General features: G+C 35.1%; 21 protein-coding genes. 6 read left to right on the top strand and 15 right to left on the bottom strand.

The features are described from left to right. Positions 1–175 precede the first annotated feature (175 nt). The 8 genes from AACZ49_RS10040 to AACZ49_RS10005 all read right to left on the bottom strand — a co-directional run bounded on the left by AACZ49_RS10040 (position 176) and on the right by AACZ49_RS10005 (position 3,968). The gene (locus AACZ49_RS10040; protein WP_339654124.1) at positions 176–853 is read right to left on the bottom strand and encodes a DUF2461 domain-containing protein; all 678 of its coding nucleotides are present in this window, start codon (positions 851–853) and stop codon (positions 176–178) included. Then, positions 846–1,313, bottom strand: coding sequence for a YdeI/OmpD-associated family protein (locus AACZ49_RS10035; RefSeq protein ID WP_339654122.1), 468 nt, complete (start codon positions 1,311–1,313; stop codon positions 846–848). Before AACZ49_RS10035 ends, AACZ49_RS10040 begins: the two co-directional genes overlap by 8 nt. A gap of 440 nt (positions 1,314–1,753) precedes the next feature. Further along, positions 1,754–1,993, bottom strand: a complete 240-nt coding sequence (locus tag AACZ49_RS10030) for a hypothetical protein (RefSeq protein ID WP_339654120.1) — start codon at positions 1,991–1,993, stop codon at positions 1,754–1,756. Between the two features lie 131 nt (positions 1,994–2,124). Next, complete coding sequence (locus AACZ49_RS10025; protein WP_339654117.1) at positions 2,125–2,514, bottom strand: helix-turn-helix domain-containing protein; 390 nt, start codon at positions 2,512–2,514, stop codon at positions 2,125–2,127. A gap of 50 nt (positions 2,515–2,564) precedes the next feature. After that, on the bottom strand, positions 2,565–2,858 hold the full coding sequence (locus AACZ49_RS10020; RefSeq protein WP_339654114.1) for a type II toxin-antitoxin system HigB family toxin: 294 nt from the start codon (positions 2,856–2,858) through the stop codon (positions 2,565–2,567). 269 nt (positions 2,859–3,127) lie between these two features. Then, complete coding sequence (locus AACZ49_RS10015) at positions 3,128–3,316, bottom strand: hypothetical protein (RefSeq protein ID WP_339654112.1); 189 nt, start codon at positions 3,314–3,316, stop codon at positions 3,128–3,130. A gap of 31 nt (positions 3,317–3,347) precedes the next feature. Next, positions 3,348–3,698 (bottom strand): hypothetical protein, encoded by a 351-nt coding sequence (locus tag AACZ49_RS10010; RefSeq protein WP_339654110.1) that lies wholly within the window; start codon positions 3,696–3,698, stop codon positions 3,348–3,350. A 27-nt stretch (positions 3,699–3,725) separates the two neighbouring features. Beyond that, positions 3,726–3,968 carry an FAD/NAD(P)-binding protein gene (locus AACZ49_RS10005; RefSeq protein WP_339654108.1) on the bottom strand — a complete coding sequence of 81 codons (243 nt, stop codon included), beginning with the start codon at positions 3,966–3,968 and terminating at the stop codon, positions 3,726–3,728. A 108-nt stretch (positions 3,969–4,076) separates the two neighbouring features. Between AACZ49_RS10005 and AACZ49_RS10000 the strand changes: the two genes are divergently transcribed. The 5 genes from AACZ49_RS10000 (at position 4,077) to AACZ49_RS09980 (ending at position 7,405) form a co-directional block, all read left to right on the top strand. Next, on the top strand, positions 4,077–4,487 hold the full coding sequence (locus AACZ49_RS10000) for a 6-carboxytetrahydropterin synthase (protein ID WP_339654107.1): 411 nt from the start codon (positions 4,077–4,079) through the stop codon (positions 4,485–4,487). After that, positions 4,450–5,148, top strand: a complete 699-nt coding sequence (gene folE, locus AACZ49_RS09995) for a GTP cyclohydrolase I FolE (protein WP_339654105.1) — start codon at positions 4,450–4,452, stop codon at positions 5,146–5,148. Before AACZ49_RS10000 ends, folE begins: the two co-directional genes overlap by 38 nt. A gap of 16 nt (positions 5,149–5,164) precedes the next feature. Further along, on the top strand, positions 5,165–5,848 hold the full coding sequence (locus tag AACZ49_RS09990; protein WP_339654104.1) for an SDR family oxidoreductase: 684 nt from the start codon (positions 5,165–5,167) through the stop codon (positions 5,846–5,848). Positions 5,849–6,297: 449 nt separating this feature from the next. Beyond that, positions 6,298–6,771, top strand: a complete 474-nt coding sequence (locus AACZ49_RS09985) for a hypothetical protein (RefSeq protein ID WP_339654103.1) — start codon at positions 6,298–6,300, stop codon at positions 6,769–6,771. A 109-nt stretch (positions 6,772–6,880) separates the two neighbouring features. After that, positions 6,881–7,405 carry a glutathione peroxidase gene (locus tag AACZ49_RS09980; RefSeq protein ID WP_339654100.1) on the top strand — a complete coding sequence of 175 codons (525 nt, stop codon included), beginning with the start codon at positions 6,881–6,883 and terminating at the stop codon, positions 7,403–7,405. A gap of 443 nt (positions 7,406–7,848) precedes the next feature. Here AACZ49_RS09980 and AACZ49_RS09975 read toward each other — a convergent pair whose 3' ends face one another. The 7 genes from AACZ49_RS09975 to AACZ49_RS09945 form a co-directional block, all read right to left on the bottom strand. Beyond that, complete coding sequence (locus AACZ49_RS09975) at positions 7,849–8,379, bottom strand: CIA30 family protein (protein WP_339654097.1); 531 nt, start codon at positions 8,377–8,379, stop codon at positions 7,849–7,851. A 19-nt stretch (positions 8,380–8,398) separates the two neighbouring features. Next, positions 8,399–8,665, bottom strand: coding sequence for a hypothetical protein (locus AACZ49_RS09970; RefSeq protein ID WP_339654094.1), 267 nt, complete (start codon positions 8,663–8,665; stop codon positions 8,399–8,401). A 252-nt stretch (positions 8,666–8,917) separates the two neighbouring features. Further along, positions 8,918–9,745, bottom strand: a complete 828-nt coding sequence (locus AACZ49_RS09965) for an RteC domain-containing protein (RefSeq protein ID WP_120182573.1) — start codon at positions 9,743–9,745, stop codon at positions 8,918–8,920. A gap of 161 nt (positions 9,746–9,906) precedes the next feature. Continuing rightward, complete coding sequence (locus AACZ49_RS09960; RefSeq protein ID WP_120182572.1) at positions 9,907–10,128, bottom strand: heavy-metal-associated domain-containing protein; 222 nt, start codon at positions 10,126–10,128, stop codon at positions 9,907–9,909. Positions 10,129–10,304: 176 nt separating this feature from the next. Beyond that, on the bottom strand, positions 10,305–12,608 hold the full coding sequence (locus tag AACZ49_RS09955) for a multicopper oxidase domain-containing protein (protein ID WP_120182571.1): 2,304 nt from the start codon (positions 12,606–12,608) through the stop codon (positions 10,305–10,307). Between the two features lie 65 nt (positions 12,609–12,673). Next, positions 12,674–13,117, bottom strand: coding sequence for a DUF3347 domain-containing protein (locus AACZ49_RS09950; RefSeq protein ID WP_120182570.1), 444 nt, complete (start codon positions 13,115–13,117; stop codon positions 12,674–12,676). A 39-nt stretch (positions 13,118–13,156) separates the two neighbouring features. After that, positions 13,157–13,378 (bottom strand): heavy metal-associated domain-containing protein, encoded by a 222-nt coding sequence (locus AACZ49_RS09945; RefSeq protein WP_120182569.1) that lies wholly within the window; start codon positions 13,376–13,378, stop codon positions 13,157–13,159. A 367-nt stretch (positions 13,379–13,745) separates the two neighbouring features. Here AACZ49_RS09945 and hppD point away from each other — a divergent pair, with 367 nt between their 5' ends. Beyond that, a complete protein-coding gene (gene hppD / locus AACZ49_RS09940) occupies positions 13,746–14,906 on the top strand; it encodes a 4-hydroxyphenylpyruvate dioxygenase (RefSeq protein WP_050377144.1) in 1,161 nt (386 codons plus the stop codon). The last annotated feature ends 165 nt before the right edge of the window (positions 14,907–15,071 follow it).

Below are 15,071 nucleotides of genomic sequence, written 5' to 3'. Positions count from 1 at the left end.
AATAACAAAATTGTCATGCCCTTTATATCGCTTTTCTATACTTTCGCTGGTCTTCGATTGCAGTGCAGTGGTTCAAGGCGCTTCACTTTCCATTTAGCTGTTAATTCCATTTGTTGTAATTAATTTCTAATCACCACACGACTGCATTACCTCTGGCCAATATCGTGGATGGGCTTTATTCTTCATATTCAATTGCTTTGTTAATGTAGTCAACGAGTGGCTTTGTTGTTTTGAAACTTTGAATAATGGTCTGTATACAATCTTTACTTGTTAGAATTTTGTCACTTAATGGTTCTTTGGTACAAAAACCTTTCATTTTAAGAAATTCACTTGCTGGATTAGTCTCGTCATAGCCGACTGGCATTTTTTTTAGTTTTCCAACACCTTGTAGTCCGTTTGGAAATGTTTTTTGAAATTTCGGGGTGGTTATGATTTTATTGAAGTCAGTAAATGAATAATCAATCTCTTGACGAATTTTCTTCAAATACTCAGGTGATGTCTGCCAAACTCCACCGCCAACCGAACAAATATCAGGTTCAATATGAATAAAATACCCTGCTTTGTTTGGCTGTGGATAATTCTTATTAAAAACAACTAAGACATAATTTTTGTACGGTGTTTTATCTTTTGAAAATCTTAAATCTCGGTTTACTCTCGTCAAGCATTTTTTAGGGTCTAAGTTGGCTTGTAAAATTGCGTGGTCAATCTTTGACAATTCTTTCAAAAGATTTTCAGTCAATTGAAGTATGTCGCTTCTATAATTTTCGTATAAATCCCTGTTTTGTTCAAACCATTCCCTTGAATTGTTTAGCTTGAGTTTTGAAAGGAAATCAAAAGAAGTCTGCTTAATCATTGTTTTTACTTAATTGGTCAATATATTTCAAAATCATTTTAACTTGCTTGTCTTCCGACTTTAGAGAGGTGATTTTTTCGATAATTTCATTTTGCCCGTCTTTCGTTAGTTTTTTAAACGCTTTTAATACCCCTGAGTCTTTGAATGTCTCTAAAACTTCCTTATCAGTGATTTGCTCCTTTAAAGTCAATAAATAAAGTGATACAGTTACTGTGTCGCCGCCACTTTTGCTAATTGCTTTTCTAATATTGGCATTTATAGAAATCAGTTTGTCCTGGTCTCCTAGTTTGGCGAGGTTGATACGTTCTATTTTATAGTTGTCAATAGTGCCTGAAACTTTCATCGAACCCCATTTCCCAACTAGGTGTTTCGTGTTGGGGATTTGAATATGGTAAGTCCAAGCACCTTTGCCTGGTTCATATTTTAATTCAAGTTTCTCGTCTTTGACTAAGTATTCCATTTTGTTATGGTTTGTTTTTTATCCTGTTCGCTAACGCGTGTATAAATAAGTTGTGGGGTGCTTCTACACGAACCTTTATAGATAAAACTGGCTTTGTAAAATACGGAGGATTTTCCAACTAAGCCAGAACGGGCCATAGATTATAGCATCAATGAAAAAGTAGTAAATCAAAGATCCTTTATTTAAACTTTTGTTTATAATGTAACACCCTTAGTATATAAACGGCATCATTATGAATAATAAAATGGATTGAATATTTAAAAGTATTAAAATGAGCCCTTCGAACATTTCGATAGTAAACCTGATAAAGAAATGGGTTGGCTTTTAAATATGCTATTTGGCTTTTAAAATCATTATCAAATGTATCCTCTAAACGAGATACTTTATAATGACACTTTGCAGTTAAGAGATCTTTCTCGGCATCTTTTGATACATTAATATTATATACCATTCCTATTCATTACTTCTTCAATAGAGGAAAATTCTATTTCATTTTTATCAAATTTATTCAATAAATCATCCATCATATCGGTATACTCCTTTGATGGAACTTCTAGCTTTTTAGCCTGCTCTATAGCTAAAAACTCTAAGTAGTTTTTAAGGCTGCGATTTTGCCTCTTTGCTTCCGCTTCCAAAGCAGAGATTATTGTTTCATCTAAGTGTAATTCTTTACGTACCATAATAAAAATCTAATTATACGTACAAGTTACGTATAAATATCGAATATAAAACAATTTTATCCTTTAGTTGAACTTTACACGATAGGCCTTTATTTACCAATCAAAAATAAATTTATAGTTTAACTGATATTTTAGGCCGACAAACCGTGATTTATTTCTCCAACTTCGTAATCCTTTATCAATATATCAGCTGGCACGTGTAATCTTTTATTTATAGCCCTAATATGGTTTAGGGTCAATTTTCTAGTTCCACTGAAAAGTTCGGACACCCGAGACCTACTATTTATAATTTTACCTAAATCACCTTCACTGATTCCATTCTGCTCCATCATAAATCTGATTGCCTCCAAAGGATGTGGCTCTTCTATATGGTAATGTTCATTCTCATATTTTTCAATTACTAATGCCAATAAGTCGAACTCATCAGATTCAGGTGTTCCTTCTTCTGCATCGAATATTTTATTGAATCGTTCCAAATACTGTCTGTACTGATTTTCTGATTTGATAATTTTGATTTCCATAACTCTAACAGTCTTTTGTTATAGCTTGAACTATAAAGGTTATTATTTAACTAAAGGCTTTCTATGTCCAATTTATCATACTCTTTATGTGTGCCAATAAACCTTATAAAGGCCGCATGTTTTTGATAATTGAATTTAACGATCAATCTAAAATCGTTACGACAAATATTGAATATTATTTTACCATCCTTAACCACATCTGCAGTGTTGAACAATGCTGTCACCTCGTTAGAATTTTTAAACTCAGTGTTCTTGATAATACTGTAAAAAGCCCTTAACTGTTTTTCCGCTTTTGGGTTCTTTTTCCAGAATTCAATTAAAGTGCTTTTCGAATATATTCTCATGATTAAGATGAATACCTTGATACAAATATATTTATTATTTCCCGTTATGGGAAATAATAATTGTTAAAATTTCCCTAAATGGGAAATCGGCTTAAATCATCAACTGGCTCATTATTTAATTCAACTCAAGGAATTACTCATAATGCCCTAATTAATCCTTTATTTGAATTTTGAGGCCTCAGTTCTTTGTTATGCCTTCGCCTTTTTTTAGTTGAATTCTAGTTTTATAAATGTCAAAACATTTTTTTCATTATTCTATAATTGTCGGCTCATCCAGCTCTAGGCGTTACTTTAACTATTGGAGAAGCTAACGTTGTTTTTAAATCTAATGTTGCTTGTGCCGCTGAAATAATTGCCGGTGGTATTTTACTATTCGTTTTTAAGGTTTCGGCGGCAAATTCTTTCCCAATCAGACTTTCAACTTTGTCATTATGCTCTTGAAATATATCCAATAGCATTTTTTTTTAATTCTTACTACGTAATATATCCCTAAATATTAGACATCTTATAAACAAATTCAAACATTCTGCTAGATGTTTCTAGTCTATTCTCAAGGAAAATACCGCTAAAGAATGGTGTAAAGAAGTCTTCTACCATTTTAAAAGAAGAACCCAAATCCATCAAATATGACAATGTAGATTGTTCATTTTCTGAAAACATATCCGACACTGTTTTTTCCTTTAATCTCCTGTTTAGTTTCGATACTTTAATTTTATCTGAAAATTTTCCTATCCCAGAAAATAATGTTGAGAACAGTAAGGAGGTATCTCTTAAAGGGTCTCCTATGGTTATCTTTTTGCCATTTTTAAAAATAGTAGCACCGGATAAGAATCTTTGCAATTCTAAAGATTTAAAATCAAGATATTTTTAACCCGCTGGATATGTGGTAAGTAATACTTGGAAACCATGGTCTAGCTGATAGCAATCTACAATATCTGTTTTTACACTTCTTCCAACACTATCGGTAGGTTCAATAATAACAGGAGAGTATCCATTTTGCTCAAGAACAGTCGCAGCTATTATACCACTAATTCCGGCTCCTATGTTATGTATTTTATAATTAGAATTTCCCATTTCGTCTAGTTGGTAAACCAATTGTTTGGAATACAAAGTTATGAGTTTTAATTTTTGTTTAACAAAATTTATTAAATATTAAACAAAAATTAAAATACTTTTGATTTCAGCATATTTTTTGCAAAAAAACAATACTCAGAATAAATGAACAGGATAGCCATTGTTAGGTGTGAGCACTTTAATGCAGCACACAGATTACATAATAAAAATTGGAGTGATGAAAAGAACAAAGAAGTTTTCGGAAAATGTAATAACCCCAATTATCACGGTCATAATTACGAATTAGAAGTAAAAGTTATTGGTTTTTGTGACTCGGAGACTGGCTATGTAATAGATACAAAAATTTTATCCAACTTAATAAAAGAAAAAATTCTGAATAAGTTTGACCATAAAAACCTTAACCTAGATACCCAAGAATTTATAGACTTGAACCCCACTGCTGAGAATATTGCGATAGTTATATACGACTTGTTAAGACCAGAGATTGAATCAAAACTTGAATTAAAGATTAAACTTTATGAAACACCAAGAAACTATGTTGAATACCCTCATTAAAGAAAACGAACTCAACGGATTTTCGGACGAAGAAATAGGCGACGACCATATTTATACAGGACTTGAAACTCCAATGAAAGTCAATGCTTTTGAAATGTCTGATGATGAAAAAAAAGACAAAATATCTGGTCTATTTGCACAAATAATGGACGTTATGGGGTTAGACCTTGACGACGATTCTTTAAAAGGAACTCCCAATCGTGTTGCAAAAATGTATATAGATGAGATTTTTTCAGGTTTAAATCCTGCTAACAAGCCTAAAGTCGCCTTATTTGACAATAAATATCAATACAACCAAATGTTGGTTGAAAAGAACATTACATTTTATTCTAATTGCGAGCATCACTTTGTCCCTATCATAGGAAAGGCCCATATAGCATATATTTCTTCTGGTAAAGTGATTGGGCTTTCTAAGCTGAATAGAATAGTACAATTTTATGCTAAAAGGCCCCAAGTACAGGAGCGACTTACTAATCAGATAGCTACTGAACTTACTAAAATATTAGACACCAAAGATGTTGCGGTAATTATAGATGCAAAACACTTATGCGTTTCTTCTCGTGGAATTAAAGATGACACTTCTGCCACTGTAACCTCTTTTTATGGAGGTGTGTTTAATGAACCAAACAAAATCACTGAATTACAGAACTATTTGAATTAACAGGGAGATCATAACAATGAAGACAATAATAGTAATAGGCGGCAGTAAAGGTATCGGTAAAAGCATAGTAAATATTATGCTAGAAGATCATAGAGTAATTAACATCAGTAGAACGCCTCCTCAGACACAACATGCTAATTTAGTACATTACAAATGTGACATACTTGCTGATGAATTACCTGATTTAGATAATGCTGATAGCCTAGTTTACTGCCCGGGAAGTATAAATCTTAAACCTGTATCGAGATTAAGTCTGGATGATTTTAGGGCAGACTTTGAAATAAATGTCTTAGGTGCAGTAAAGTCTATACAAAAGTATTTACCACAGATAAAGAAGGGTGACAACCCCTCTATTTTACTTTTTAGTACAGTGGCCTCTAAGTTGGGGATGCCTTTTCACGCAAGCATCGCTACATCAAAATCTGGTGTAGAAGGCTTGGTGAAATCATTAGGTGCCGAGCTTGCGCCAACAGTACGCGTTAATGCCATTGCACCTACGGTTACCGAGACACAGCTAGCATCGAAATTATTGCGCAATGAGAAGATGATTGAAAATATTACCGAACGGCATCCTTTAAAAAAGTTTTTGAACCCTGAAGAAGTTGCCTCAACAGCAGCTTTTCTATTATCAGATAAAGCAGCTTCTTTTTCCGGGCAAATTTTTGAAATGGATTGTGGTATAGTATCCTTTAAAATATAGTTGGATATCGATGTGTCAATTAATTAATAGATGAACTTACTTAACATACTATGTAATATTTTTCTTTTAGAAAACACTCAAAACGTATAGAAAGAATTATACTCTATGTTGCTCTGCTAAGTTTTTTTATTCACTTCATAATAATATACTTATCAAAATTTAACGTCATCAATTTTTTGACAGAATCGGAATTACTAAAAAATCCAATATCTGCAATTTATACACCTTTATCATTTATTCTAATCTATGAAGTATACTTACTTATATATTATCTACCAAAATCATTTACAACTTACCTAACCAAACAATCAAAAATTTTTACGCTAATGATCATTCGTAAAGTGTTTACAGATTTGTCAACTTTAGAACTATTTACCCGTTGGTTTGACATAAAAGGAGATATATAGTTTACATATGACATTTTAGCATCACTTGTCCTTTTTTATCTAATGTATCAATTTCAAAAACAAGGAAGACGAAAACCAATTCAACAGAATAATATTAAAGGTACTATTGAAAAATTTATTATCAGGAAAAAAATAATTGCCGTTATCTTGGTTACTTTATTTTTCGTAATGGCGGCGGTAACACTATTTAATTGGAGACGCGGAATATTACTTTCTTCAAATGAATTGACATCATTTGAAGGCATAAACAATCTCTTTTTTGATGAATTTTTTATAGTATTAATTTTAATAGACGTCGTTCTACTCTTAATTTCCTTCTTTTATACCGATAAATTTCATAAAATCATTCGAAATTCAGGGTTTGTAGTTTCAACAATTTTAATTCGTATGTCCTTTGGGGTAACTGGATTAATTGGTACTATTTTAATTGTGGTCGCTGTACTTTTCGGACTAGCAATAATTATGATTCATCACAAGTATGAAGAAACTACTTTGCCGAACGACGTTTACAGTTAATGGCTCGATCTATATGTACTCTGCAAATTATAAGGATTTCCCTACGGTCTTTTCATATTTACTAACTTAATCACTTATACACACACAACTAATTATAAATAAATACGTTATGAATAAACTCAATAAAGTAAAATTAGTATCCAATGCTGTTAAAAAAATAAAAAGAGCATCCATTTATGAAATTGAAATTAGTGCCTTAGATGGCAGGCCTGTTTCACTTTCTCAACATAAAGGAAAGCATATCCTTTTTGTTAATGTTGCTTCTGAGTGTGGGTTTACCAAACAATATAAGGAGTTACAAGCTTTGAGTGACAAGTATAAAGAAGAGCTTGTTGTTATTGGTTCGCCCTGTAACCAATTTGGAAAACAAGAACCTGGTGATGCTTCTCAAATTCAAACATTTTGTGAACGTAATTTTGGCGTTACATTTTTACTTACCGAAAAGATTGACGTAAAAGGAAGCAAGCAACACCCTTTATATAAATGGCTGACATCTAAAGACCTGAACGGCGAAAAGAGTTCCAGTGTAAAATGGAATTTTCAAAAGTATTTAGTCGATGAGAAAGGTAATCTTATTGATCACTACTTTTCAATTACAAAACCGATGAGTTCAAAAATAACGAAGCATTTATAATGTCTTTGGAGATCATTCGGCTTTTACTAGATTTTGGATTAGTGGTGTTGATTTGGATGATACAAGGTATCGTATATCCTAGTTTTCTTGATTACAACACCGAAAACTTGGCTGTTTGGCATAGAAAATATATGAACCGTTTAAACCGATAGTTATACCATTAATGTTTGGACAGCTTGGTATTACTATTTATCAAATAGCCAAATCCTTTAATTTATATACGGTTTTTAGCCTCGTAATTATAGTCCTTATTTGGGTATCTACTTTTCTGCAGTTTGTACCTATCCATTCAAATATTTCAAAGGGAAGAGTGAGTGAAATGATGCTAAAAGAATTAGTTAGAAAAAATTGGACTAGAACTTTTTTATGGATTCTATTATTTCTATCAAGACTATATTGGTGTTCGATTTCTTGATATAATAAACAAAATACAGAGCTTATCTTTATTTTAAAACAATAGAATCAATTTCTAACTTAAAAGCCTCTGCTTTTTTATTACCAATTAAAAATGCTATTTCTTCGATACTCTCATCATCATAATTCGATTTATTGAGTTTACGACCTCTAAATGCTGGGTACATATCTGATAAAGATAACTCGATAGTTTCCCAATCTTTTGTGGTATTAAAATAAGCGATATACGAGTAATAATCCGATGACTTACTTTTTACTCTAAATTGATAGGTTTCACCATCACCTTTAACTTTCAAAATAATTTTTGAATACTGTTTTGTACTTGTTTGATTAAAACGATATCTCAACGAAGAGAAACCACTATTGCTTTCTAATGAAATACGACCTTTAAAAATACCATTTCCTTCTTTATCTAAGTGAAATTTTCCTGATGACCTACCACCCATTACAACGTCATCTACAATTTTCCAAATGCTGACATTGCTTGTTTTATTAAAATCAAAAATAGTTGCTGATTGCATCGTAGTTGCTAGAATAAAAAGTAAAATTATAGGTTTCATAATCCTTTTTTAAATAGAATTACGCATCATAATATCCTAAGTTCAAAAATTTATTTTTGGAATCAATCATCTTATCGATAAATTTTTTATTGTCTAGATAGTTCTTGTTTTTATTAAATTTTATAAAATGTCCGTTGGAGTGAATACTGAATGTTTGGGTACTATAAGTAACTAAACGGTAATAGGGTATTATCCAAGAATATCGGTCTAGCCTATTGGTGAAGTGTATGATAATGCCTTTAGGCCTTAATTCAATGTTTGCATAATTAATGGCTGATGATTGCATATTTTTTGGTTGTAGTTTAGTGCTTAATTCTTCTATAACGAACCTACTGGAACCAATACCACCAATTTTTATTTTTTAATAAAAAGATTAATTTAACCTAAATCGGCTAATAAAGAGTAGTTTACAAGTACCGGAAGTACTATCGGTAACGATTTAGTAATGGTGCTTACTGCACTTGTTTTCATTTGATTACCTTGTAAATCATTACTGCAAATTTATAAAAAATAAAGGTAAAGCCGTGAAACTTTACCTTTATTTTTCGTCTTGTTCGTCCATCCTTTTAATGAGCGCATCCCGAAGACTATCGAGGAACTTTGTGCGGTTCATCTTTCTGGCTTTCAATTCCAGATAGGAATGATAGAAATCCCCTAAGTCAATATTAAACATATTTTCAAAGGTTTTGGCTATGATTTTAATGTCTGCATTACCGTTGTCAATCGAACCTTGCGAATGCAGCGAATATATCAACTCGATGAGTGAGGTCTTGCTGCCCGTCCAGTTTAAAGGCGGGTTTTCCCAAATTCTTTTCTGACTGTTGTTATTCAACTGGTCTTCGAGATAAACCTGTATCAAATCATTGGCAATAATCTTGGCTACTTTGTAATCGTGTGAGGTTGTAAAATTGTGGTCTGCCTCAAAATAATAGGTGTCTAAACTTAGCTTAATATCGTGTTTGCCACGTACAAAGTATTTGTTATCAAGATGGGTGCTGTTGGTTCTGTAATACTTGTAAAATTCCAGATTGGCATCGAAGTACCGCTTGATTTTGGAAAGCTCAATATTGAGGTATTTCCTGATAATTTTATCCCCTCCACGTGGTCTTTTTGTTTCAATTTTATAAATCGAATTGAAGAAGATAAGTTTTGAAACTAACTGCGGCTTTAGCTGCTTGAAAAACAATATTTCTTCTTCCGCATCTTTAAATCCCTTTTCTTGAATGTGCTTCTTTACCTCTTCAATCTTCTGCAATACCAGCACAATAGCATTTTCATACGATACCAATGAATTATTCTGCTCGTAGGTCAATTCACTTATTCTATCGTCTAATTCGTTTATTATAGTATGGCAATAATCTGTCATTGAAAGCGGAATTTTAAGTATGATACCAATAAAAAGGATAAAATGAGGCAGTAATTGCAGGTATCCTACAATAAATTACCTCATTTCAATATGTTTGTTATAGTATGCTTATAGGAAAGCCATATCCGCTTTCACTTTTGAAACTGAATAGGGCTTGTGTATTAAACCATTAAAGGTTCTGCTTTAAAGCCTTTTTTCTTAACGATGGCAACTATTTCATCTTCTGTAATTCCCTCTGATTTTACGGTTAGAATTTTGTCATTGTTAGCTGTATCTACATTCCATTCGCAGATACCGTCCGCTCCGTCCAAATCAGCTTTTACTTTTGATACGCATCCACCACAATTAAGGTTGGTTTTGAATTGAAATTCTCTATTTTCCATTTTTTTGAAATTTATTTATAATGTTTTGTACTGTTGCAAAATTCAGCATAATTCCAAAGCCTTCTATTGTGATATTTCTTGTTTGATTTGTGACTTTTACTGATTTAGCCCGTATTATAAAAAGCAAAAAGGTCATAGCAACGCTACAACCTTTCCCAATCTTGTATTGAAATGCTTTAGTAGATGAGCGAAAGCCCTACACCAAAGCCCATATCACTATCATAGTGTGTTCTGATACCGATATGCCTTGTCAGGATATACCGCAGGTCTGCCATATATTCCAAATCGGTATTGACCATAAATCCGGCTCTTAGTCTTCGGGAGATAGGTATATCCTCACGCATTAACGATACACGAAAAATCCCATCGTGATATACTTCTGCCTGTACATTAACGAGCATTGGCAGGGTGTACATTACACCCAAGCTGACTGCTGCCCGGTTGTCCTTTTTATTGACCTGTCCGAACAGGTTTTGCTCGTGTTCGTCCATTCCCATTTTGCGGTATCGCCAATCGAAACCGATAAACGGCATCAGCCATTGCATTTTACCGATGTAACGTCCTAAATGGGTTTCTACTTCGTAGCCGTGCATATCGTTGTAGCCTAAACGCCATTCTGTACCCAAACTGTAACGGGCGTTCATCAGCATAGCTTCCCCGTCTATACCGTTGATGGCAAAGTCGCTCTGTGCCATTAAGTGTGGCATATTGCTTTCCCGCTGTAACATTTTATAGGCTTTTTCCTTGTTGGGCAATTCGGGATTTTTATAATCGTCCACTGCAAAAACCCTGTTCATTCCTGCCATCATATGGTACAGGATATGGCAATGGAAAAACCAATCGCCCTCGGTATTGGCAAGAAACTCGATGGTATCGGTTTCCATCGGCATAATGTCGATTATATTTTTCATCGGTGCATTTTCGCCGTGCTCATTCAGCACCCTGAAATCAAAACCGTGCAGGTGTATCGGGTGGCGCATCATTGAGTTGTTGTGAATGGTAATCCTCAAAATCTCGCCTTTCTTTACAGGTATTTTGTCGCTTTCTGCCAAGACCTTATTATCCATACTCCAAACGTAACGGTTCATATTTCCGGTAAGGGTAAATTTCAGTTCTTTTACCGGAGCATCTTTTGGCAATGTGGTATTGTGTGGCGATTTCAGCATTGCGTAATTGAGCGTTACTATATTGCTCAACGCATTGGCATTATAACGGTTGGGGTCTTCGTCCGTATTCATTTTATGGTTTTCCCCGTGATGCTCCATTGGCTGCCCATTGTCCTTAGCTTTCTTGCCCTTTTCTTCGCCTGTAATTTCAGGATACATTACTACGTTCATATCCATTTGGTTAAGGCTCATATTCATTCCCATATCGTCAAGGTCGCCGTTCATCTTCATCATATCATTCATCATCTTCATACCCTCAAAATATTTCAGGCGTGGCATTTCCCCAACATATTGTTTTGTACCGCTGCCAATAAAATAGCTTGTGGATTGGGTACGGTCTTCGGTAGTTGCCATAAATTCAAAGGCTTTACCGTCTTCGGGAATGGTAACGACTACATCGTAAGTTTCAGATACAGCGATAATCAGCCTGTCCACATCCACAGGTTGCACATCGTTGCCGTCGCTTGCCACTACGGACATTTTACCGCCTGCGTAGCGAAGCCAAAAGTAAGAGGATGCACCGCCATTAGAAATCCGCAAACGCACTTTGTCGCCTGCTTTTAACGGCTTGCCGTCAATGCTTTTCAGGTCTGTATGATGATTGCCGTTCATCAGCACACGTTCGTAATATACATCGCTCACGTCCATAGCCAACATACGTTTCCATTCGTTGGTCAGCTTGGTTTTGAATTTACCGCTTTGGATGGCTTCGGCATAGCTTTGTGTTGCGCCTTTTCTTATGGCAAACCAATCGCTTGCATTGTGCAGCATACGGTGTACATTGTTGGGATTGAGGTTCGTCCATTCGCTTAGCATTATGGGAATTTCCGGCAAATCGTCAATGCCTTTCCTGAATGTTTTGTCATCAGCCCTTTTGTGCATTATAAAGCTGCCGTACATACCAATCTGCTCCTGCAAGCCCGAATGTGAATGATACCAGTGCGTTCCGGTCTGAATAATCGGGAAACGGTAAGTATAGGTTGTGCCGGGTTCTATGGGCATTTGCGTTAAGAAAGGTACACCGTCTTCTTTATTGGGCAGGAATAGCCCGTGCCAATGCAGGGATGTACTTTCTTTCAACTGGTTATGGACAACAATTTCTGCCGTGTCGCCCTCTGTAAATTCAAGCGTGGGCATTGGGATTTGCCCGTTTACAGCGATTGCCCTTTTTTCTTTGCCTGCGTAGTTTACAACCGTATCTCTTACATACAGGTCGTAATGGACTACTTTTTGGGCAATGCTGACTTGTGATATAAAGAGTGCCAACAGGGTTAGCGGCAACAGCTTTTTGTGAAGAAATTTTTGATTATCCATTTTAAAAATAGCATTGGTTATAAAGATTAAAAGGCATTGCCTAATGAGCAATGCCTTAATGGGTATTATTTAGTTTCTGCAACTTTACCACACGTAAGCATAGATGAACCGTAGTAAGGATTTTTGATGTCCTTTTCTTTGCTCAACCAATATGCTTTTTTCATCGGGCAATACTGGTAGTAAACTGGTTGGTTTACTTTGTCGGATGGTTTTACCAGTTTCCACATTATGGTAGATACATCATTGAAAGCGGCTCTTTGCTTTTCAATGTTGTTGCCTGCCTTGCTTAATTTCTCGGTGGCTTTCTGCAATTCTGCTTTCTGTGCAAAATTGTCTTCGCTCTTTACGGCTTCGTTCAGTGCGGAAATAGCGGTGTTTGCCGCCTTGCTGTCACTGCTTACCAAAGCATTTTTTACGCTGATATAATTGTTCAGCAGGTTGCCTGTATTTTGTGCAAAAGCAGAAAATCCAAACATCATTACGGTTATTGCAACTATTAACTTTTTCATTTTTTGTTCCTTTTAAAGATTAGTGAATTGCTGATGGTATTATGCTGAAACAGGTTCAGCTTTAAAACCTTTTTTCCTGATGATTGCGACAACCTCGTCTTCGGTAATGCCCTCTGCTTTTACAGTCAGTATTTTATCGCTGTTTGTGGTGTCAACGTTCCATTCGCAGATACCGTCTGCGTTATCTAAATCTGCCTGCACTTTTGATACACAGTTACCACAGTTAAGGTTTGTCTTGAATTGAAGATTTTTACTTTCCATTGTATTGAACTTTTAATTGTTTTTGTTGGTACAAAATTCGGAACATAATGCGCTATGCTGTTTGCGATATTCCTTGTTTGATTTATGATATTTACTGATTATACCTCAAAAACGGTTCCGCTTGTAATATTTCGGTTTTGTTTTGTGACTTTTACTGATTATGGTGTTGGTTCTGAATAAGCGGAATACATTTACCGCTTAATAACGCTAACTGATTATAAAATGTCTATCAAAACCTTTCTCTCGGTTTTGCATCGGGCGATGTTGTAGCTCGGGTTCAGGAACTAAAACACTATTGCACAATCCCACTTGTGCAAAAACCTTTATTGCAAAATCACACATAACATAATTTTTAAAAATCATTATAATGACAAACGATTTGAAAAACGTTGAATACGGCTTGGATAAAATATTCGAAGGTGCACAGGACTTTTTACCGATTTTAGGAACCGACTATGTAGAGTTTTATGTAGGCAATGCGAAGCAGGCTGCCCATTATTATAAGTCCGCTTTCGGATTTCGGTCAGAGGCTTATGCCGGACTGGAAACGGGAATGAAAGACAGGGCATCTTACGTGGTAAAACAGGATAAAGTACGGTTGGTCTTAACTACCGGAATGCGGTCTAATTCTGAAATCAACGAACACGTTAAAAAACACGGCGATGGCATCAAAGTGGTTGGTCTTTGGGTGGAAGATGCCCGCAAAGTCTTTGAAGAAACCACATCGAGAGGTGCAAAAGCATTTATGGAACCTACCGTAACCACAGATAAAAACGGCGAAGTGGTACAATCGGGTATCTATGCGTATGGCGAAACCATTTTTATGTTTACCGAACGCAAAAACTACAACGGTATTTTTATGCCAGGTTATGAAAAATGGGAAACCGAATATAATCCTGCTCCTGCCGGACTGAAATATATTGACCATATGGTGGGCAATGTGGACTGGAACCAAATGGACACCTGGGTAAAATGGTTTGAGGATGTAATGGGATTTGAAAACTTTCTGTCTTTTGATGATAAGCAGGTTTCAACCGAATATTCTGCCCTGATGTCAAAAGTAATGGCAAATGGTAACGGCAGAATTAAGTTCCCGATTAACGAACCCGCAGAGGGCAAAAAGAAATCGCAGATTGAAGAGTACCTTGAATTTTATGAGGGCGAGGGTGTTCAGCATATTGCGGTAACTACGGACGATATTGTAAAGACGGTAAACGACCTTAAATCAAGAGGTGTTGAATTTCTATCAAGACCGCCACAAGCGTATTATGATGCTATTCCAGACCGTTTAAAAGCGCATATGCACCGATTTAAAGAGGATATAAAGGAATTACAGGAATTGGGTATTTTGATTGATGCAGACGAAGAGGGCTATTTATTGCAAATCTTTACAAGACCTGTGGAAGACCGCCCTACATTCTTCTTTGAGGTTATCCAAAGAATGGGTGCAAGAGGTTTTGGCGCAGGAAATTTTAAGGCTTTGTTCCAGTCTATCGAAAGAGAGCAGGAACGCAGAGGTACGTTATAATTCTATAATTTTCTTTTAATGCGAAGAGGCTGTTTCCAATATTGAAACAGCCTCTTTTTGTGTGCATTTATTTTTGGTATAGTTTACAATTTGGTTAATGTTTGTGTTCAATGTTGTTTTTGACAATTAATAAGCGATGCCTGTGATTGATGTTTTGCCATCTTC

The sequence above is a fragment of the uncultured Maribacter sp. genome (assembly GCF_963975365.1).
Taxonomy (GTDB): Bacteria; Bacteroidota; Bacteroidia; order Flavobacteriales; family Flavobacteriaceae; genus Maribacter.
Note: the sequence above shows the minus strand (reverse complement) of the source record. Positions and strands in the feature narration are given on the sequence as shown.